General features: G+C 70.7%; 17 protein-coding genes and 1 pseudogene. 11 read left to right on the plus strand and 7 right to left on the minus strand.

The window, feature by feature from the left end; translation table 11 throughout:
* The first annotated feature begins 333 nt into the window (after positions 1-333).
* On the plus strand, positions 334-1,305 hold the full coding sequence (locus AQJ64_RS05330) for a hypothetical protein (RefSeq protein ID WP_055634806.1): 972 nt from the start codon (positions 334-336) through the stop codon (positions 1,303-1,305).
* 155 nt (positions 1,306-1,460) lie between these two features.
* Positions 1,461-2,387 (plus strand): carbohydrate kinase family protein, encoded by a 927-nt coding sequence (locus AQJ64_RS05335; RefSeq protein ID WP_055634805.1) that lies wholly within the window; start codon positions 1,461-1,463, stop codon positions 2,385-2,387.
* A gap of 89 nt (positions 2,388-2,476) precedes the next feature.
* Here the strand turns inward: AQJ64_RS05335 and uvrA are convergent, their stop codons facing one another.
* The gene (gene uvrA, locus AQJ64_RS05340; protein ID WP_055634804.1) at positions 2,477-5,476 is read right to left on the minus strand and encodes an excinuclease ABC subunit UvrA; all 3,000 of its coding nucleotides are present in this window, start codon (positions 5,474-5,476) and stop codon (positions 2,477-2,479) included.
* 227 nt (positions 5,477-5,703) lie between these two features.
* Here uvrA and AQJ64_RS05345 point away from each other — a divergent pair, with 227 nt between their 5' ends.
* Both AQJ64_RS05345 and AQJ64_RS05350 read left to right on the plus strand, forming a co-directional pair.
* Positions 5,704-6,390, plus strand: a complete 687-nt coding sequence (locus AQJ64_RS05345; protein ID WP_055634803.1) for a maleylpyruvate isomerase family mycothiol-dependent enzyme — start codon at positions 5,704-5,706, stop codon at positions 6,388-6,390.
* A gap of 10 nt (positions 6,391-6,400) precedes the next feature.
* Positions 6,401-7,057, plus strand: a complete 657-nt coding sequence (locus tag AQJ64_RS05350; protein ID WP_055634802.1) for an MBL fold metallo-hydrolase — start codon at positions 6,401-6,403, stop codon at positions 7,055-7,057.
* A 227-nt stretch (positions 7,058-7,284) separates the two neighbouring features.
* On the opposite strand, the gene AQJ64_RS05355 is transcribed toward AQJ64_RS05350, so the two are convergent.
* The gene (locus AQJ64_RS05355) at positions 7,285-7,788 is read right to left on the minus strand and encodes a hypothetical protein (RefSeq protein WP_055634801.1); all 504 of its coding nucleotides are present in this window, start codon (positions 7,786-7,788) and stop codon (positions 7,285-7,287) included.
* 357 nt (positions 7,789-8,145) lie between these two features.
* On the opposite strand from AQJ64_RS05355, the gene AQJ64_RS05360 reads away from it, so the two are divergent.
* The gene (locus AQJ64_RS05360; protein ID WP_059202442.1) at positions 8,146-8,505 is read left to right on the plus strand and encodes a hypothetical protein; all 360 of its coding nucleotides are present in this window, start codon (positions 8,146-8,148) and stop codon (positions 8,503-8,505) included.
* A gap of 465 nt (positions 8,506-8,970) precedes the next feature.
* On the opposite strand, the gene AQJ64_RS05370 is transcribed toward AQJ64_RS05360, so the two are convergent.
* Positions 8,971-9,252, minus strand: coding sequence for a helix-turn-helix domain-containing protein (locus tag AQJ64_RS05370; protein WP_055635799.1), 282 nt, complete (start codon positions 9,250-9,252; stop codon positions 8,971-8,973).
* Positions 9,253-9,518: 266 nt separating this feature from the next.
* On the minus strand, positions 9,519-9,881 hold the full coding sequence (locus AQJ64_RS05375; RefSeq protein WP_055635800.1) for a hypothetical protein: 363 nt from the start codon (positions 9,879-9,881) through the stop codon (positions 9,519-9,521).
* Positions 9,882-10,110: 229 nt separating this feature from the next.
* Between AQJ64_RS05375 and AQJ64_RS05380 the strand changes: the two genes are divergently transcribed.
* Positions 10,111-12,930, plus strand: coding sequence for an AfsR/SARP family transcriptional regulator (locus AQJ64_RS05380; RefSeq protein ID WP_206189772.1), 2,820 nt, complete (start codon positions 10,111-10,113; stop codon positions 12,928-12,930).
* 65 nt (positions 12,931-12,995) lie between these two features.
* On the opposite strand, the gene AQJ64_RS50010 is transcribed toward AQJ64_RS05380, so the two are convergent.
* Both AQJ64_RS50010 and AQJ64_RS50015 read right to left on the minus strand, forming a co-directional pair.
* Entirely contained in the window at positions 12,996-13,400 is a 405-nt protein-coding gene (locus tag AQJ64_RS50010) for a transposase (RefSeq protein ID WP_240512740.1), read from the minus strand.
* Positions 13,340-14,146, minus strand: a complete 807-nt coding sequence (locus tag AQJ64_RS50015) for a Tn3 family transposase (protein WP_206189773.1) — start codon at positions 14,144-14,146, stop codon at positions 13,340-13,342. The genes AQJ64_RS50010 and AQJ64_RS50015 overlap by 61 nt, the downstream gene beginning before the upstream one ends.
* 450 nt (positions 14,147-14,596) lie before the next feature.
* On the opposite strand from AQJ64_RS50015, the pseudogene AQJ64_RS05395 reads away from it, so the two are divergent.
* From AQJ64_RS05395 to AQJ64_RS05410, 4 genes and pseudogenes are all read left to right on the plus strand, one after another.
* A pseudogene (locus AQJ64_RS05395) lies at positions 14,597-14,767 on the plus strand (hydrolase); the annotation flags it as partial.
* A 328-nt stretch (positions 14,768-15,095) separates the two neighbouring features.
* The gene (locus AQJ64_RS05400; protein ID WP_055635804.1) at positions 15,096-15,980 is read left to right on the plus strand and encodes an ABC transporter substrate-binding protein; all 885 of its coding nucleotides are present in this window, start codon (positions 15,096-15,098) and stop codon (positions 15,978-15,980) included.
* Positions 15,977-16,894, plus strand: a complete 918-nt coding sequence (locus AQJ64_RS05405) for an amino acid ABC transporter permease (protein WP_055635805.1) — start codon at positions 15,977-15,979, stop codon at positions 16,892-16,894. Before AQJ64_RS05400 ends, AQJ64_RS05405 begins: the two co-directional genes overlap by 4 nt.
* Positions 16,891-17,643, plus strand: coding sequence for an amino acid ABC transporter ATP-binding protein (locus tag AQJ64_RS05410; RefSeq protein WP_276206683.1), 753 nt, complete (start codon positions 16,891-16,893; stop codon positions 17,641-17,643). Before AQJ64_RS05405 ends, AQJ64_RS05410 begins: the two co-directional genes overlap by 4 nt.
* A gap of 39 nt (positions 17,644-17,682) precedes the next feature.
* Here AQJ64_RS05410 and aroQ read toward each other — a convergent pair whose 3' ends face one another.
* On the minus strand, positions 17,683-18,156 hold the full coding sequence (aroQ, locus tag AQJ64_RS05415) for a type II 3-dehydroquinate dehydratase (RefSeq protein ID WP_055635806.1): 474 nt from the start codon (positions 18,154-18,156) through the stop codon (positions 17,683-17,685).
* A gap of 163 nt (positions 18,157-18,319) precedes the next feature.
* Between aroQ and AQJ64_RS05420 the strand changes: the two genes are divergently transcribed.
* Positions 18,320-19,624, plus strand: coding sequence for an MFS transporter (locus AQJ64_RS05420; protein ID WP_244902636.1), 1,305 nt, complete (start codon positions 18,320-18,322; stop codon positions 19,622-19,624).
* Positions 19,625-19,632 lie beyond the last annotated feature (8 nt).

Below are 19,632 nucleotides of genomic sequence, written 5' to 3' on the forward strand. Positions count from 1 at the left end.
CAGGCCGGTGAGGAGATTCCGCATGTTTCCGGACAGCCGGTCGTGATCCCTCGTACGGCGGACCCTCGTCGCCGCCGACGGTGACGGGCCCGGAGCGGTGCCCGGCCACGGGATCTCCGTCCCCCGGGCGAGCCTCGTACACCGGCCAGACGCATGTGCCACTCGGACATCAGGTGTTGTCGGGACTTGGTCAACACGCTTCAATGCGGGGGAACTCGGGGCCCTGAAGGACGCCTTACGGATGTGAAGGAGCCCCCGGCGTCAGCGGGGAAGCCCCGACCCCTCACGCGCGGTCCGACCAGCCGTCGCGAGCATTCACAGAAAGGCCCCTGCATGCCGCACGCCACACAGCACGCGGACGCCGCCGAGGACGTCGCCGTCGCGGAACTGGACACGGTCCTGCGGGGCGGCCCGTTCCATGTCGCGCTGCGTGCCGCGATCGCCGCCCGTGGACTGCCCCTGCAGCGCGTCCAGCACCATCTGTCGCGCCACGGGGTCAAGGTCGGCGTCACGAGTCTGAGTTACTGGCAGCAGGGCGCCCGGCGTCCCCAGCGTCCGGAGTCGCTGCGGGCCGTCCGCGCGCTGGAGGAGATCCTCCGCCTGCCGGACGAGTCCCTGATCCGGCTGCTGGAGGACACGGGCACGCAGACCGGCACCGCGACCGCCGCCGGGCAGCCCACGGGCCGGTCCTACCGCTCCGTCCTGGAGGCCTCCGGCGTCCTTGAACGTCTGCACGCCGAACTGGAGTGCCCACTCGACAGCGGGCTGCACACCCTGGGCCATCATGAGCGCGTCCGCATCGGGGCGCGCCGCGAGCTGCTGGGCCGCGAGTCGCAGCACATCGTGCGCGCCCACCGCGACGGCGTCGACCGCTTCCTCGCCGTCCACCAGGGGGATCCCGGCTGCGCGCCCGAGCGGATGACCGTGCACGCCCTGGAGAACTGCCGCGCCGGACGGCTGCGCCGCCACCACGACACCGGCGTCCTGGTGGCCGAGCTGCTGTTCGACACCCGACTGCGGGCCGGGGAGACCTTTCTCTTCCGCTACGCCGTCGAGGACGGCACCGCCGGTGTCTGCCGGGAGTACGTCCGTGGTTTCGGCACGGCGGGTGGCCAGTACGCGCTCCAGATCCGGTTCGCCGACCAGGCGCTGCCCGTGCGCTGTCACCGGTTCACCCAGCACTCGGCGGCGGCACCGCGCGGCGGCCGTCAGGAGCTGCCGCTCAGCTTCCGTCACTGCTCGGTCCACCTCGTCGAGCCCCGGGTGCGGTCGGGGATGGTGGGCATCGGCTGGGACTGGGAGTGAGCGGGGCGCCGTCGGGGGCGATGGCCGGGCGGCTTCGGCGGCGGGGCGTGCGGTGGGGACGACCGCCCGGAGTCGTCCGTTCCGTCCCGCGCCGCCTCGGGGAGCGGGCAGACTCGGCATGAGCAGCCCGTAGTGTCCGCGAAAGGAACCGCCCCGTGATCGTCGTCGCCGGTGAGGCACTCATCGACCTGGTACCCCGGGGCACGGGCGCCCTCGCGGCTCTGCGGCCGACGCTCGGCGGCGGGCCCTTCAACACGGCCGTCGCCCTCGGCCGGCTGGGCTCGCCCACCGCCTTCTGCTCCCGGGTGTCGTACGACGCGTTCGGGGAGGCGCTGCTCGGCAGGCTGCGGGATGCGGGCGTGGACGCCTCCGCCGTGCAGCGGGGCCCCGAGCCGACCACCCTGGCGGTCGCCACGGTCGGCGACGAGGGCTCGGCGGCGTACTCCTTCTACGTCGAAGGCACCGCCGACCGTCTGTTCACCGCGCCGGCCGCCCTCCCCGCGGGGACGCGCGCGGTGTCCTTCGGCACCTGCTCGCTGGTGCTGGAGCCGGGTGCGAGCGCGTACGAGGAGCTGTTGCGGAGCGCGGCCGGGCAGGGGGTGTTCACCATGCTCGATCCGAACATCCGGCCGGGGCTGATCCCCGACGCCGACGCCTACCGGGCCCGTTTCAAGGGCTGGCTGTCCTCGGTGAACCTGCTCAAGCTCTCGGAGGAGGACGCCCTGTGGCTGGGCGGCACTCCGCACGAGTGGCTGTCGGCCGGTCCTTCGGCCGTCGTGATCACGCACGGCGCCGCGGGGCTGAGCGTCGTCACCGGGGACCACGCCGTGTACGCCGTCCCGGGCGAGCCGGTCGACGTCGTGGACACCATCGGGGCCGGGGACACCGTGAACGCGGCTCTGCTGCACGGCCTGGCGGCGCGGGACGCCCTGTCCCCGGCCGGCCTCGCGGGGCTGGGTGCCGAGGGCTGGCAGCGGTTGCTGGGGTTCGCCGCCCGCGCGGCGGCGATCACCTGCTCCCGGGCGGGCGCGGAGCCGCCGTACGCCTCGGAACTGGGCGGCTCGTGGGCGGTTCGGGACTGAGGGCACGGCCCGGTGCGCCACGCGGCGCCCCGCGGGAAGTCCCGGGGGCGCCGTCCTGTGGGTGAGGCGGGGTGTGCCCGCCGTGCGGCTCAGGCCTTGCGGGCCCGTGTCGTCTTCTTCGCGGGGGCGGCCTTCTTGGCGGCCGCGGGGACCTTCTTCGTCACCGTGTTGGTGGCGGTCCTGGCCGCGGCCGTCTTCTTGGCCGCCGTCCTGCGCGGGGCCCTCACCGGCGCCGCGTCGCTGATGCGGTCGGCGCCGAGGATCTCGCGCAGGAACTTGCCGGTGTGGCTGGCCGGGACCCCGGCGACCTCCTCCGGAGTGCCCTCGGCGACGACCAGGCCACCGCCCGCGCCGCCCTCGGGGCCCATGTCGACGACCCAGTCGGCGGTCTTGATCACGTCGAGGTTGTGTTCGATGACGATGACCGTGTTGCCCTTGTCGACGAGGCCGGCGAGGACCTTGAGGAGCTTGCTGATGTCCTCGAAGTGGAGGCCCGTGGTCGGCTCGTCCAGGACGTAGACCGTACGGCCGGTGGAACGGCGCTGGAGCTCGCTGGCGAGCTTGACGCGCTGGGCCTCGCCGCCGGAGAGGGTGGTCGCGGACTGGCCGAGCCGGACATAGCCGAGACCGACGTCCTTGAGCGTGTTGAGGTGGCGGGCGATCGCCGGGACGGCCTCGAAGAAGTCGGTGGCCTCCTCGATCGGCATGTTCAGCACGTCGGCGATGGACTTGCCCTTGTAGTGGACCTCCAGGGTCTCCCGGTTGTACCGGGCGCCGTGGCAGACCTCGCACGGGACGTAGACGTCCGGGAGGAAGTTCATCTCGATCTTGATGGTGCCGTCGCCCGCGCAGTTCTCGCAGCGGCCGCCCTTGACGTTGAAGGAGAAGCGGCCGGGCAGGTAGCCGCGGACCTTCGCCTCGGTGGTCTCGGCGAACAGCTTGCGGACGTGGTCGAAGACACCGGTGTACGTGGCCGGGTTGGAGCGGGGGGTGCGGCCGATGGGCGACTGGTCGACGTGCACGACCTTGTCGACGAGGTCGTCGCCGTCCACGCGTGTGTGGCGTCCCGGGACGTTCCTCGCGCCGTTCAGCTCTCGGGCCAGGTGGGTGTACAGGATGTCGTTGACCAGGGTCGACTTGCCGGAGCCGGAGACACCGGTGACGGCCGTGAACACGCCGAGCGGGAAGGACACGTCGATGTCCTGGAGGTTGTTCTCGCGGGCGCCGTGCACGGTGAGCTGCCGGGACGGGTCGCGCGGGCGCCGGATGTCCGGCAGCGGGATCGACTTCTTGCCGGCCAGGTACTGGCCGGTCTGCGATTCCGCGTTGGCGAGCAGTTCCTTCAGGGAGCCGCTGTGCACGACCTTGCCGCCGTGCTCGCCGGCGCCGGGGCCGATGTCGACGATCCAGTCGGCGACCTTGATGGTGTCCTCGTCGTGCTCGACGACGATGAGCGTGTTGCCCATGTCGCGCAGCCGGACCAGGGTCTCGATCAGCCGGTGGTTGTCGCGCTGGTGCAGTCCGATGGACGGCTCGTCGAGGACGTAGAGCACGCCGACGAGTCCGGAGCCGATCTGGGTGGCCAGGCGGATGCGCTGGGCCTCGCCGCCGGAGAGCGTGCCGGCCGCGCGGTTGAGGGAGAGGTAGTCGAGGCCGACGTCGACCAGGAAGCGCAGCCGTTCGTTGACCTCCTTCAGGACGCGTTCGGCGATCTTCTTGTCGCGGGCGTTGAGCCTGAGCTCGCCCAGGAAGTCCGCGCAGTCGCTGATGGACATCGCGGAGACCTCGGCGATCGACTTCTCCATGACCGTGACCGCGAGGACGATCGGCTTCAGGCGCGTGCCCTGGCAGGTGGGGCAGGGCACCTCGCGCATGTAGCCCTCGAAGCGCTCGCGGCTGGCGTCGCTCTCGGCCTCGCCGTGCCGGCGCTTCACGAACGGGACGGCGCCCTCGAAGGGCGTGGTGTACACGCGCTCGCGGCCGTAGCGGTTGCGGTAGCGGACCTCGATCTGTGTCTTGTGGCCGTACAGCAGGGCCTTCCTGGCGCGCTGCGGCAGCCCCGCGAAGGGGATGTCGGTGCGGAAGCCCAGCGCGTCGGCGAGGGCGCCGATCAGGCGGCCGAAGTAGTCCTTGGTGTGGCCGTGCGACCAGGGGTGGATGGCGCCCTCGTCGAGGGACTTGTCCTCGTCCGGGACGATCAGCTCGGGGTCGACCTCCATGCGCGTACCGATGCCGGTGCACTCGGGACAGGCGCCGAAGGGCGAGTTGAAGGAGAAGGAACGGGGCTCCAGCTCCTCGAAGGACAGGTCGTCGTACGGGCAGTAGAGGTGCTCCGAGAACATGCGCTCGCGCTCGGGGTCGTCCTCGGGGAGGTCGACGAAGTCGAGCACGACCATGCCGCCGGAGAGGCCGAGGGCGGTCTCCACGGAGTCGGTGAGGCGGCGCTTGGCGGAGTCCTTGACCGTGAGGCGGTCGACGACCACCTCGATGGTGTGCTTCTCCTGCTTCTTCAGCGTGGGCGGGCTGGAGAGCTGGATCGCCTCGCCGTCCACCCGCGCGCGGGAGTAGCCCTTGGTCTGGAGGTCGGCGAAGAGGTCGACGAACTCTCCCTTGCGCTCCCGCACCAGCGGCGAGAGCACCTGGAAGCGGCTGCCCTCGGGCAGCTCCAGGACCCGGTCGACGATGGCCTGCGGCGACTGGCGGGAGATCGGGCGGCCGCACTCGGGACAGTGCGGCTTGCCGATGCGCGCGAAGAGCAGCCGCAGGTAGTCGTAGACCTCGGTGATGGTGCCGACCGTCGAGCGCGGGTTGCGCGAGGTCGACTTCTGGTCGATGGAGACGGCCGGCGAGAGACCTTCGATGAAGTCGACGTCCGGCTTGTCCATCTGGCCGAGGAACTGGCGGGCGTACGAGGAGAGCGACTCCACGTAGCGCCGCTGCCCCTCGGCGAAGATGGTGTCGAAGGCCAGCGAGGACTTGCCCGACCCCGACAGGCCCGTGAAGACGATGAGCGAGTCGCGCGGCAGGTCGAGCGAGACATTCTTGAGGTTGTGCTCGCGCGCGCCACGGACGATGAGACGGTCGGCCACGCCGGTCCGCACCTTTCTTGCTGGAGAGGAGTGACAGGGGCGGGGCCCCCGTCGTTCTCAGACTAGGGGGAGCCACTGACAGCGCCGGTTCGGATTCACCGGTTCACAACACTCCCCGGTCATCCAGCATGCCCGATGCCGTCACCGACCTTATAGCACGCACATTCGATTTTGGGCCGTGGTCCGCCACCTTCACCCGAAGGAGTGGTGGTACTAAGGTCAGCAGCATGATTGATCACGCTCATGACCTGGCGTCTGTACGTGAAGCGACCGACCGGCTCCTCACCGCAGTCGGCAAACTGGACGACGCGGCGGTGGCGGAGCCGTCGCTGCTGCCCGGCTGGAGCCGCGGTCACGTCCTCGCCCATCTCGCCCGCAACGCGGACGCCCTCGTGAACGTCTTCGAGGGCCGCCCCATGTACGCCGACGCGACCGTCCGCGACGCCGACATCGACCGGGACGCCCCGCGCCCCCTGGAGGTCCAGCTCGCCGACGTCCGGGAGAGCGCGGCCCGCTTCCAGGCGGCCGCGGCCGCGCCCGCCGACTGGTCCCGCACGGTGGAACTGCGCAACGGCGTCACCGACACGGCGGCCCGGGTGCCGTTCCGGCGCTGGGTGGAGGTCGAGCTGCACCACGTCGACCTCGGCATCGGCTACGCGCTGGAGGACCTGCCGCAGGAGTTCACCGGGCGGCAGACCGACTTCCTCGCGGACCGCTTCGCGGGGCACCCCGACGTGCCGCCGACCCGGCTGACGGACGGCACGCGCGCGTGGCGCACGGGGCGGGAGGCGGACACCCCCGAGGTGACCGTCACCGGAGCCCCGGCCGACCTCCTCGGCTGGCTCGCCGGGCGCCGCGACGGATCCGGGCTGACCGTGTCCGGCGGTCCGCTCCCGGCCCTGCCCCCGCTATAGGCTGGCCGTCATGACGTACAGCGGAGAGGTGACGGTCGGCGGCCCGGCGGACGTGCACGAGCTCAAGGACCTGATGATCACCAAGATCGCGGTCGGCCCGATGAACAACAACGCCTACCTGCTGCGCTGCCGGGCCACGGACGAGCAGCTGCTGATCGACGCGGCCAACGACGCACAGGCGCTGCTCGGGACGATCGGTGACGACGGCATCGCGTCCGTCGTCACCACCCATCGGCACGGCGACCACTGGCAGGCGCTCGCCGAGGTCGTGGCGGCCACGGGCGCGCGCACGTACGCGGGCCGGGAGGACGCCGGGGGCATCCCCGTGCCGACCGACGTCCCGCTCGACGACGGCGACACCGTCCGGGTGGGCAACGTCGAGCTCACCGCGCGGCATCTGGTCGGGCACACACCGGGCTCGATCGCGCTCGTCTACGACGACCCGCACGGGCATCCCCATGTCTTCACGGGCGACTGCCTGTTCCCGGGCGGCGTGGGCAACACCTGGAAGGATCCGGAGGCGTTCGCCAGCCTGATCCACGACGTCGAGACGAAGATCTTCGCCGTGCTCCCGGACGAGACGTGGGTCTACCCGGGCCACGGCAACGACACCACGCTCGGCGCCGAGCGGCCTCACCTCGGCGAGTGGCACGAGCGGGGCTGGTAGGTCGGCGGCATCGCCGCCCCGGTGGCCCCTGGGGTATAGCCGCGCCTCTGGCAGTCGGTCGGAGCCAGAGGCCACCGCACGAAAACGGTCAGCCGAAGAGCCCGTACCGGCCGCGATGGACGCCTGGACAGCTGCATCGGCACCCGCCGCCGCAGCTACGGGCAGGGCGGGCGTGACGATGCGTGCGATTCGACGCATGATCCTGCGGCCCCGGGTCGGCTCGGCCCCTACGCTCTCAAGGGTGTCGATCTCCTCGGCGAGCTCCTCGGCGTCCTCCTGGGAGAGCTCCACGCGATCTGACGCAGCTGGGCGACGAGCGAGGCAAGCGCGTCTCCGTCCACGCCCTGGTTGACCGTCTGGGTGTTGCCGCCGCCCGTGGCGAGGTTGTTGCCGGTCGCGTTCCCCTGGACGACGATGCTGCCGAAGTGGTTGGTGACGCTGGACGAGTGCGGCTGCTGAGTGCTCATGAAGGTCCTCAAGGTCATTCGGGAGAGGGCGAACTCGATGCACAGGGGAGTCGGCCGGACGCCGATACGGCCGGGGATGCGCTCTACGGCGAGGAGGTTCTCGGCCTCGAGGAAGTCGACTGCGGCGAACACCTCGTCCCAGGTGACCCCCGTGCCGGCGAACCACCAGTGCTCGTCTCCGGCGAACTCCTGAAGACTCGCCGATCCTCCAGCCGGGGTGTTGTCGTAGGCCCGGCGTACGAGCCAGTTCCGACGGAAGTGCATGCATGCACGCTATGCCCGACTGACGGCGAGCGAGCCCCAGGACGCCGAGCTGATCCCCGCAGACGCGGTCATGGCCACAAGGCCTCCCGCCGGAGGCACAGCCGTCCTCAACGGACATGCAACGTGCGTCGACGGACGTTCAACGGCGGCCGCATCGAGGCCGCACAGTCGTCGAGGTGCCGGCCCACCTCGACAGCCCCGACCCCCCTCCACGCCCCTCCCGCGCTCCGCGCACCCACCTCCCACGATCAGGGCGTTTCGCTCTCAACAGCCCAGCCCGCACCCTCCGTGCACGCAACGATTACGCCTTGTGACGGGACACCACCACAGGCGCCCCGCACGACCAGGAGGAAACGCATGCGAGCAAAGACGGCCCTCACCGCCGGCGCACTGGCGCTCACCATCGCCACCGGAGCCGGATGGGCCGCCCAGGCAGCCCCCGAGCACACCCCCGCCACCAAGCCCGCACACACCCGCGTCGTCGACGGCTACCAGATCGTCACGCTCCCCAACGCCAACGTCCCGAACTTCCAGCGACGCACCGTCTACTGCCCGCCCGGCAAGCACGTCATCGGCGGCGGAGCCGAGGCCCAGGGCAACGACGCGATCCTCGTCGGCAGCTTCCCCACCCCCGACGGAACCGGCTGGATCGCCCTCGGCCGACAGAACGCCTACAGCAGCGTCGGCATCAGCGTCTACGCCATCTGCGCCAACTGACGACCAGCACCCAACCCCTCCAGCGCCCCGTCCCGGACACCCGGCGGCGGGGCGCCGCGCGTGACGCAGCCGGACGCGACGAGGGCCCGGTATCCCCCGATCGAAAGGGACACCGGGCCCGTCGCCACTGGGACCGTCCAGAGTCAGCATGGAGGCTGTCTCAGCGCTCCCACGGCGAACCCGGCGAAGGCCCAACCGGAACCGCTGGTGAACGCGGCGACCTGGGACAAAGGCCAGTAGACGGCCCGCTCCCAGGTCCGCCCGATGATCGCGGTGAACCAATCCGGGCAGGTACCGGCCTGCAAGCGGTCGACCATACGGTGCAGCGCTACCGCCCGCCCGGGACTGTCGAGCATTTCAGCCAGTTCGTCCTCAGCGATGCCCTCATGGGGGGTCCCCGTAGTAATCGCCGAGAAAACAACGGATATCCCTGACCTGCGGTGATGCGCCCCGGCCCGAAGGCGGTCAGCCTTCCTGTCCCACGGGTTCGACAGCGGCGCCTTCGCGGTGCTTGCGGAGTTCCCGGTACAGCGTGGAGCGGCTGACGCCGAGCTCGGCGGCGACCTGTTCGGGGATCGCGCCGTCCTTGATCCGCTGGGCGGCTCCGGCGCGGGTGGTCGCGTTGAGCTTCGCGGGCCGTCCGGTCGGCAGTCCGCGGGCCTCCTTGGCGGCACGGGCGCCGGCGGCACGCTCCAGCATGTAGATCCGTTCCATCTGCGCGAACATCGCCAGCAGCGCGATGGCCATGTGTGCACCCCGAAGCCGTCGCGTGGGCCAATCCCGGCGATGCGAGTACTCCCAGGGCGGCGAGTGCCAAGCCGGCCGCTGCCGTTCCCATCTTCTTCACATCCTCCTCCGGTAAGGGCAGTGGATCGATGCCTCGCCGGTTCTCGAACCCGGCACTTGTTCTCCGGCAGCACGCGCGCGGCAAGGGCCCGCACCTGCGGCAGCACGGCTGGCCCGTGCGGCCGCGGGTGCGGTTCCGGTTCGGTGGGGTGTGGTTGGTGGGTGATTCAGCAGTGTGTGTAGGCGCCGTTGCCGACGAGGTAGTCGTCGAACACCCAGCCGAATCCGTGGACCCAGGTCCAGGTGTTGCCGTAGTCGTTCACCACGTAGCAGTCGTACTGGATGGGTACGCCGTCGCTGATGGTGCCGACTGTGGTGCAGGCGCCGTAGGGGCCTGTGTGGACTGCGGCGGGGGCGGCGGAGGCTCGTACGGCCCCGGTTCGGCCGTCTTCGACGGAGTGTGACCAGCCGCTGCAGGTGACTGCGGCGGCGCCCGCCCCGGTCGCGCTGGCGGTGGTCGCCGTAATGCCGCTCACCGTAAGGGTGGCGGCGAGCACGGTGGCGGTTGCCAGGGCACGGTGTGTACGCATGTCGGGTTCCTGTCGTAGGTGGGTCTGGTTTCACCGCTCGCAGCGGTGGGGGTTCTGACGGTGGTGGGCGTCTGCGAAAGGGTCCCGGTATCAATTGCCGTGAAGACAACGGGATTTCGCGTGTTCCCAATGTGTCGGGGCGGTCTTCGGGAAACCTTCGGGAAGTCTGGAATCGGGCTTTACCCGGTGGTCAGCGGCGGGTAAGCAGAGTGACGTGACCATGAGGGGGATGGGTGTGGCGGTGCGGTTCGGGGTCCTGGGCGCCATCGTGGTGTGGCGGGACGGGGTGCCGGTGGATGTGGGTCATGCGCGGCAGCGGTGGGTGTTGGGGGCGTTGCTCGCCGATGCTGAGGGTGTGGTGCCGGCGGATGTCCTGGTGGATCGGGTGTGGGGCGCGGATGCACCAGATCGTGGTCGGCAAGCGCTGTACGGATACGTGTCCCGGCTGCGGCAGGTGCTGTCCGGGGTCGGGGCGGACATCGTGCGGGACCAGGGTGGCTATCGCCTGGAGGTGCCGGCCGGGTTGGTGGATGTGCACCGGTTCCGTGACCTGGCCGACCAGGCCCGCGTGGTAGGCGACGACGAGCAAGCAGCCTCGTTGTGGGAAGAGGCGCTGGGGCTGTGGCGCGGGGAGGCTTACGCCGGGGTGGACACCCCGTGGTTCAACGCCCAGCGCGACTTCCTCGAACGGGAGCGGCTGGCCGCGCAGCTGGACCTGGCCGACATCCGGCTGCGTCTGGGACAGCACGACCGGGTACTGGCCGAACTGTTCGCGCGGGCTGAGGCCCATCCGCTGGACGAGCGGATGGCCGGTCAGCTCATGCTGGCGCTCTATCGCGGCGGCCGGTCTGCCGACGCCCTGACGCGCTACCAGGAGATCCGGCGGCGACTGGGGGAAGAGCTGGGGACCGACCCTGGCGCTGCGCTGCGGCAGCTCCACCAGCAGGTCCTCACAGCCGACCCGGCGCTCACCACAGCCGACCCTAAGTCCGAGACCGGGGCCGGACCGGAATCCGCTGCGGTGCCCCGGCAGCTTCCGGCGCCGCCTTCGTTCTTCGTCGGCCGGGACCGCGAACTGGCCCGTCTGGATCGCTTGCTGGAGTCACAGGCCGAGCGGGGTGGCACGGTGGTGATTTCCGCCATTGGCGGCACCGGCGGGATCGGTAAGACCTGGCTGGCTCTGTGCTGGGCCCACCAGCAGCAGGAACGCTTTCCGGACGGGCAGCTGTTCGCCGACCTGCGCGGCTTCTCCCCCTCCGAAGAACCGGTACCGCCCGAGGCGGCGCTGCGTATGTTCCTCGGCGCCCTGGGCACTGCCCCTGCGCAGATCCCCGCACACCTGGACGCCCAGGCCGCGCTCTACCGCACGCTGATCGCAGACAGGCGCCTGCTCATCATCCTGGACAACGCCCGTGACACCGCCCAAGTTCTGCCTCTGCTCCCCGGCAGCCCGAATTGCACCGTCCTGGTCACGAGCCGTCACCAACTCGGCGGCCTGATCACCGCTCATGGCGGAACCCCCCTCACCCTGAATGTGCTGACCGATACCGAGGCAGACGAGTTACTCACCCGTCACCTCGGCCCCCACCGGATTGCCTCCGAACCCGAGGCCGCCCGTACCCTCCTGAAGCACTGCGCCGGCCTGCCCCTGGCCATCAGCATCCTGGCAGCCCGGGCCACCATGAACCCCGCACTCACCCTGGCAGCACTGGCCGCAGAGCTCCAGGAGACCACGCCCCGGCTCGACGTCCTGGACGCCGGCGAAACGACCGCCAACCTACGTGCGGTCTTCGCCGCCTCCTACCGCGCCCTCGCCCCCCAGACAGCCGACGTGTTCCGGCAGCTCGCCCTGGCACCTGGCCCCGACATCAGCCTGCCTGCTGCAGCCAGCCTCACCGCCCTTCCGCTCCCCCGCCTCCGTACCCACGTGCGCGAACTGCAGGCCGCACACCTGCTCCAGGAACACACACCCGGCTGCTACACCTTCCACGACCTGCTGCGTGCCTACGCCACCGAACTCGCCGACACTTTCGATACCGACAGGGAGCGGAGCGCGACGCTGGGCCGGATACTCGACCACTACGTGCACACCGCGTACGCAGCCGACAGACTGCTGCTGCCCCACCGGGACCCCATCAGCCTGACACCTGCGGCAGACGGCGTCTCTCCCGAACAGCTCACCACCCATCGCCAGGCCCTGGAATGGTTCACCCGTGAACGAGCGTGTCTGACTGCGGCCGTTGAACACGCGGCGCTCGCCGGCAGCGATGTGCACGCTTGGCAGCTGGCGTGGACGATCATCACCTTCCTCAGCCGAGGCGGACTGTGGCACGACGTGGAGACCGTCGAACGAACGGCCCTGGCAGCCGCCGTGCGGCTCGGGGATCACTCGGCACAGGCCGAGTGCCATCGAGAGCTTGCCTACGCCTTCGCACTGACGGGCCGCGGCCCCGAAGCCGGCCGCGCACTCCTACAGGCCCTCGAACTGTCCACGGAGCTCAACGATGTCCTGGGACAGGCCCACACCCACATCGCCTTGGGCTGGCTGCACGAGTACCAAGGCGATCAGCAGACAGCTTTCCGCCACGATCTCACTGCCCTGGAGCTCTTCACCTCGCTCGGCCACCGGCCCGGACGCGCCAGAGCACTCAATGCAGTGGGCTGGGACCACATCCAGCTCGGTCACCACCAGCAGGCCATCTCCCACTGCCGGGAGGCGCTGGCCCTGCAACAACAACTTCAGGACGAACGCGGCCAAGCCGGCACATGGGACACCCTCGGCAACGCCTACCAGCAGATCAACGACTACCCGAACGCCATCGACTGCTACCAGCACAGTCTGGAACTCAACCAGACACTCGGGCATCGCTACAACGAGGCAGAGACCCTCGTCCACCTCGGGGAAACCCACCGTGCCACCGGCGCCCTCAACGCGGCACAGGACGCCTGGCAACGGGCCATCGACATCCTCACCGACGCAGGTCACCACGAAGCCGAACTGGACCGGATCCGTAGCATGCTCCAGAACCTCAGCGGGGCCTTGGCATGAAGCAGGCGTCGCGGGAGGAACCTTGACCACTGATGTGATCGTGTCATGCCGATCGGCCAGTATGGTCAGGCCCGCTCCGGTCGGCGGGGGCGCAGCGGCCGGTAGCCGGCCGGGTCGAGCTCGGCAAGCTCGGTGTCGACCTCGACGTTGATGGTGCCGAAGAAGTTCACGGTCTCGCTGTGGGCCGGGGAGATGTGTGCCAGCAGTTCGTCGTCGGCCGCGCGGCCCTCGGCGCGCATCTGCGCGATGGCCAGGCCGTAGTTCTCCGTCGTCCAGGTGACCACCGAGTTGGTCAGCAGCGTCAGGCACCATGCCTGCTCGGTCTGCGCGGCAAGGTGGCGGTGCCGGATCGCGCCCTCGTGCGCGGAGAGCAGGCTGCGGCGCAGCGAGTGCAGGGATTCGCCCTTGTTCAACTGTCGGGCGATCTTCCTGCGGTAGGTCTCGTCGGCCGGATAGCGGGCGGCGCAGATCGTACGGCGAAGCGCTCCGTACTCCTCTTCTGGGTGAGCAGCGGCCCCGCCACCGGCCACAGGCTGTTGACGTCCCGCTGCGGGTCCATCCGGTCGTCCAGCACGTAGTGCGCCTCCCGGCGGCTCACCACGATCACCTTCGTGCCGAACGTCGTGTGCTGGTCCGAGACGTGCGTGTACGTCGACAGGCCCTGACCGGCGAAGTACTTCTTCATCGCCCACGCCGTCGTCGACTTCCCCTTCGCCGGGAACCGCTGCCCGTCCGAGGACGACAGCGTGCCTCCACCGAACACCTGAGTCAGCGGAAGCCGGTGGTGGTAGTTGACGACCGCGGCGTTCGCCGCCGCCAGGGTCTCCTCCCGGATGTACCACTCCTGGGTCCAGGCCAGGATGTCGTAGGAGATCCCGCACGCCTCCGCCATCCTCACCAGGCCCAGATTCGTCGCGTTCGCGATCAGCACCGCCAGCAGGTTCCGCTTGAGCTCCGGCGAGCGGGACTGCTTGCTCCCGGCGTGCGTCAGACAGTCCAGGAAGCGGGTACGGCGGTCGAGTTCGACCAGCAGCGGGGCGATCGGGGCCAGCGGCAGCAGCTCCGAGAGCTCCTCCTTGAGCTCGGCGGCCTCGGCCGGGATGTCCTCCGCCGACACCGGCGGGATGATCAGCTCCCCGCCCGGCGACTGCCGCACCTCACCGGTACCCGTCTTCCGGTTGCCCAGCACCTTCTCCCACCAGCAATCAGGCAGCATCGCCCTGACCGGCGCAGGGCCCGCAGCGCCTCTGCGGTGCAGCCCTCGGCGAGGGCGGCCTCGACGAGCGGGGCGAGGCGCTGCGCCGTCGACCGCGCCGCCGACCGGGGCAAGCGCAGGGCCCGCACGATGCTCGACCCCGGCCGTGGCGGCGGCATGGAAGGCGGGCAGGTGCGTCATGCTGGGCCGGCGGCGTCGCGGTCCCGTCGTCGTCCTCCGGGACAGTGAGCGGGCGGCGTCCCTCGGCACGGTCGTCCGGGAGGACGGCGTCCGCTCGCCGGTGAACCGGCCTCATCGGGACCGGGCCGAGCCCGAGCCGCTCGTACGTGGCGCGGACGGCGTCGAGGTCCGGACGTTCTTCGCAGGCTCGGCGCCGGTCTCGGGGGTCCGCCCATTTTCGATCTTGTTCAGGGCGTCGGCGCTGAGGCTGTGGCCGCGCCGCTTGAACCGGGCAACACCTGGAAGGATCCGGAGGCGTTCGCCAGCCTGATCCACGACGTCGAGACGAAGATCTTCGCCGTGCTCCCGGACGAGACGTGGGTCTACCCGGGCCACGGCAACGACACCACGCTGGGCGCGGAGCGGCCGCATCTGCCGGAGTGGCACGCGCGCGGGTGGTGAGTCCGACACAGGGGCACGGGTGGTGAGTTCCCGCCACGGGGCGCGCGGAGTCGTTCGCGCGCCCCGTGTGAATCGTGCGCACGCGCCGGTGCCTCGCGCGCGCTCCCCGCACACCTGGTTGCGCGGTCAACTGGTCTCAGCCCCGCGCGGGATGACGGCTCCGGCGCGGAATGGGCCGCCGGTCTTCGATCCCCGCCCTCGGCCGGCGGCCCAGGCCCAGACCTCGCGGACGCGCACCTGTTCACGAGAACGCAACACCCGTTCCCACCATGCGGACAAACACGGGTGTGACCTGGACAGACACGGATTTCGCTGCCACTCTCCCGCCATGCACCTCGCCCCTCGTGTTCTGCGCCGCGCCGCCGCCGGCGCCACCGTCGCCCTCCTCGCGACCGCGGTCGGCTGCGCCCCGCAGCCCGAGGCCGACGCGTCCGCCACGTCCTCCGCCTCGGCCAAAAAGACCTGCGCCAAGGGCGAGTTGGCGACCAAGACCTCGGGAAAGCTGACGATCGCCACCGACGAACCGGCGTACGAGCCCTGGTTCAAGGACGACAAGCCGTCCAACGGCGAGGGCTTCGAGTCGGCGGTGGCGTACGCCGTGGCGAAGCAGCTCGGGTACGACAAGGGCGCCGTCGTCTGGCAGAGCGTGCCGTTCAACAAGGCCTTCGCACCGGGTGAGAAGACCTTCGACTTCGACATCAACCAGGTGTCCATCAGTGCCGAGCGCAAGAAGGCCGTGGACTTCTCCTCCGGCTACTACGACGTCCGCCAGGCCGTCATCGCGCTGAAGGGCAGCAAGGCCGCGAAGGCGACGAGCATCGCGGACCTCAAGGGCCTCAAGCTGGGCGCCCAGGTCGGCACGACGAGCCTCGACTACATCGACGACGTGGTGAAGCCGAGCCGGGAAGCCGCCGTCTACGCCAAGAACGACCAGGCCAAGTCCGCTCTGAAGAACGGCCAGGTGGACGCGATCGTGGTCGACCTGCCCACCGCGTTCTACATCACCTCCGCCGAGGTGACGAACGCCGAGATCGTCGGCCAGTTCGAGAACCAGGGCGGTACGCCCGAGCAGTTCGGGCTCGTCCTCGACAAGGGCAGCGTCCTCACCTCGTGCGTGACGGACGCCGTGGACGCCCTGCGTGCGGACGGCACCCTGGCGAAGATCGAGCAGCAGTGGCTCTCCGACGCCGTCGACGCCCCGGTGCTCAAGTGACGGTCACGAAGGAGGAGTCCGGCCAGGAGGGCGCGGACGACAACGGTGACATGTCCGGGGGCGGCGACGCGTACGTCCCGTCGCGGCGCCGGCTGGAGCGCGAGCGCTACCAGCGCACGCGGGCCCGCCGCGCCACGGCGATCGCCGCCCTGTCGACCCTGGTCACCGCCGTCGTCCTCTATCTGGTCGTCGTCGGCGCGCCCGGCTGGCCCCGTACCAAGGAGACGTTCTTCAGCGGGCAGTACGCGCGCGAGGCGTTCCCCAAGGTCCTGGAAGGGCTCTGGCTGAACGTCCGGCTGCTGTTCGTCTGCGGCGTGGCCGTGCTCGTCCTCGGCATGCTCATCGCCGTGGCCCGCACCCTGCGCGGTCCGGTGTTCTTCCCGTTGCGGGTGCTGGCGGCCGCGTACACGGACTTCTTCCGCGGACTGCCGCTGATCATCAACCTGATGATCGTGGTCCTCGGCGTTCCCGCGCTGCGGCTCCAGGGCGTGACGGTCGACCCGGTGCTGCTCGGCGGTACGGCGCTGACACTGACGTACTCGGCGTACGTCGCCGAGGTGTTCCGCGCCGGCATCGAGTCCGTGCACCCCTCGCAGCGCGCGGCGGCCCGCTCGCTCGGCCTGTCCAACCGTCAGGCGCTGCGGTACGTCGTGCTCCCCCAGGCGGTGCGCCGCCAGGTGCCGCCGTTGCTGAACGACCTGGTGTCCCTGCAGAAGGACACCGGTCTGGTGTCGATCGGCGGCGCCATCGACGCCGTACGCGCGGCGGACATCATCGTGGGCCGCAGTCTCAACTACACGCCGTACATCGTGGCGGGGCTGGTCTTCGTCGCGCTGACCATTCCGATGACCCGCTTCACCGACTGGGTGACGGCCCGGATGGACGGCCGGCGGGCCCAGGGAGGAACGACATGAGCGACGCCCCGGTGCTGCGGATGGAGTCCGTCCGCAAGACCTTCGGCGGCTCGGTCGTCCTGCGGGACGTCGACCTGGAGGTCGCCCCGCACACCGTGACCGCGCTGATCGGCGCCTCCGGCTCCGGCAAGTCCACGCTGCTGCGCTGCGCCAACCTCCTGGAGGACATCGACGACGGCGCGATCTGGCTGGACGGCGAGGAGATCACCGACCCGCGCACCGACCAGGACGCGGTACGGCGCCGTATCGGCGTGGTCTTCCAGTCGTACAACCTGTTCCCGCACATGACCGTGCTGGAGAACATCACGCTGGCTCCGCGCCGGGTGCACGGCGTGGCGCGCGCGGAGGCCGAGGAACGCGCCAGGGAGCTGCTGGAGCGGCTCGGGCTGGGCGCCCGGGCGGGTGAGTACCCCGACCGGCTCAGCGGCGGCCAGCAGCAGCGTGTGGCGATCGCGCGCGCCCTCGCCGTACGTCCCCGGCTGCTGCTGCTCGACGAGATCACCGCGGCCCTCGACCCGGAGCTGGTCGGTGAGGTCCTGAACGTCGTCCGCGATCTGAAGGGCGACGGCATGACCATGGTGCTGGCCACGCACGAGATGGGCTTCGCCCGCGAGGTCGCCGACCAGGTCTGTTTCCTGGACGGAGGGGTCGTGCTGGAGCGCGGCACGGCCGAGCAGATCTTCGGCGACCCGCGGCGGGAACGCACCCGGCGCTTCCTGCGGCGGATCGTGGAGGCCGGCCGGCTGTGATCAGCGGCAGGTAAGGGGCGTGCTCCGGGAGGCCGGTGCTTACGCGTCGGCCTTGCCCGTCCCCGCCAGCGCGGCGACCCGCTCGACCCCGAACACGTATCCCTGGACTCCGCATCCCGCGATGACCCCGTCGGCGCGCAGGGAGACGTAGGAGTGGTGGCGGAAGGACTCGCGCCGGTGGATGTTGGAGATGTGGACCTCCAGCACCGGCAGTCCGTCGCAGGTGTTGAGCGCGTCCAGGATCGCGACCGACGTGTGCGAGTAGGCGCCCGGGTTGATCACGATGCCGCAGTGGTTCAGGCGCCCCTCATGGATCCAGTCGACGAGTTGCCCCTCGTGGTTGGACTGCCGGAAGTCCACCGTGCCGCCGTGGGCCGCCGCCGCCTTCACACACAGCGCCTCGACGTCGGCGAGCGTGTCGGACCCGTAGATCTCCGGCTGGCGCTGACCCAGGAGGTTCAGGTTGGGGCCGTTCAGGATCATGATCGGGGCGGTGGCCAGGGTGTGCGGCACGGTTCCTCCGGTCCGTTCGGGGCGGTCCGTCGGGAACCGCCGCTCGGACCCGGTCTATCACGGTGGAACGGCGCACCGAGAGGCCGCCTCGATCACCCGCCGCCCCTCCGGTCACCCCCGTGCGCCCCCGTAACCGGTCGTCACCATGGGTAGTTGACGCGGCATGCACGATGTACGCACCGTCAGGGCGCCCTCCATGCCACGGCTCGCCGCCGCCTCGCTCGCGGGGACGGCCATCGAGTTCTACGACTTCTTCGTCTACGGCACCGCGGCCGCGCTGGTTCTCGGGCCGCTGTTCTTCCCGACGTTCTCGCCGCTGGCCGGGACGCTGGCCGCGTTCGCGACGTTCGGCGTGGGCTTCGTGGCGAGGCCGCTCGGATCGGTGCTCTTCGGGCACGTCGGGGACCGGCGCGGCCGGCGTCCGGTCCTCGTCGCCTCCCTGCTGCTCACCGGGGCGTCCACGGTCGCGGTCGGCTGTCTGCCGACGTACGCCAGCATCGGGGCGGCCGCACCCCTGCTGCTGCTCGTGCTGCGGTTTCTGCAGGGGCTGGGACTCGGCGGGGAGTGGGGCGGCGCGGTGCTGCTCACGGCGGAGCACGCGCCCGCCGAGCGGCGCGGGCTGTGGTCGAGCTTTCCGCAGGTCGGACCGGCGGTCGGGTTCGTGCTGGCCAACGGGGTGGTGCTGGTGCTGTCGGCGACGCTGACGGAGGCGCAGTTCGCCGCGTGGGGGTGGCGGGTGCCGTTCTGGGCGGCCGGGGTGCTGGCCGTGCTCGGCCTGTGGCTGCGGTCGTCGCTCCCGGAGAGCCCCCGGTTCCTGGAGATCGGCGACCACGCGCGCGTGCCGCTCGCGGAGGTCGTGCGCGACCACTGGCGGCTGGTCCTGCTGACCGCCGGCGGGCTGGCCGTCGGGTACGCGATCTTCTACGCCGTGACGACCTGGTCCCTCGCGTACGCCACCGAACGCCTGGGGGTGAGCCGCACCGTCATGCTGGCCTGCATCATGGGCGCGGTGGTGGTGAAGGGCGCGCTGACGCCGGTGGCGGCGATGCTGGGCGACCGCTTCGGACGGCGGCCCCTGTGTCTCGTGGGCTGCGCGGCGGCGGCGCTGTGGATGCTGCCGATGGTGGCGCTGCTGTCGACCGGCGCTCCCCTGCCGATGTTCCTCGGGTTCCTCGGCGCGCTCCTCGCGTTCGTCACGATGTTCGGGGTGATCGCGGCCTATCTGCCCGAGCTGTACGAGCCGAGGGTGCGGTGCACGGGCGCGGCGGTCGGCTACAACCTCGGCGGTGTCCTCGGGGGTGCGCTCACGCCGATCGTGGCGACGGCGCTGGCGGAGCACTCGGGGCGGGTCCCGTGGGGGGTGGGCGCCTATCTCACGGTGATCGCGCTGGTCAGTCTCGGCTGCTTCGCACTGCTGCCGGAGACCCGGCCGGTGCGGCTGACGGCCGTGCAGCCGGTCCTGGAGTGACCGGCGCC

The sequence above is a fragment of the Streptomyces griseoruber genome (assembly GCF_001514205.1).
GTDB classification, from domain to species: Bacteria; Actinomycetota; Actinomycetes; order Streptomycetales; family Streptomycetaceae; genus Streptomyces; species Streptomyces griseoruber.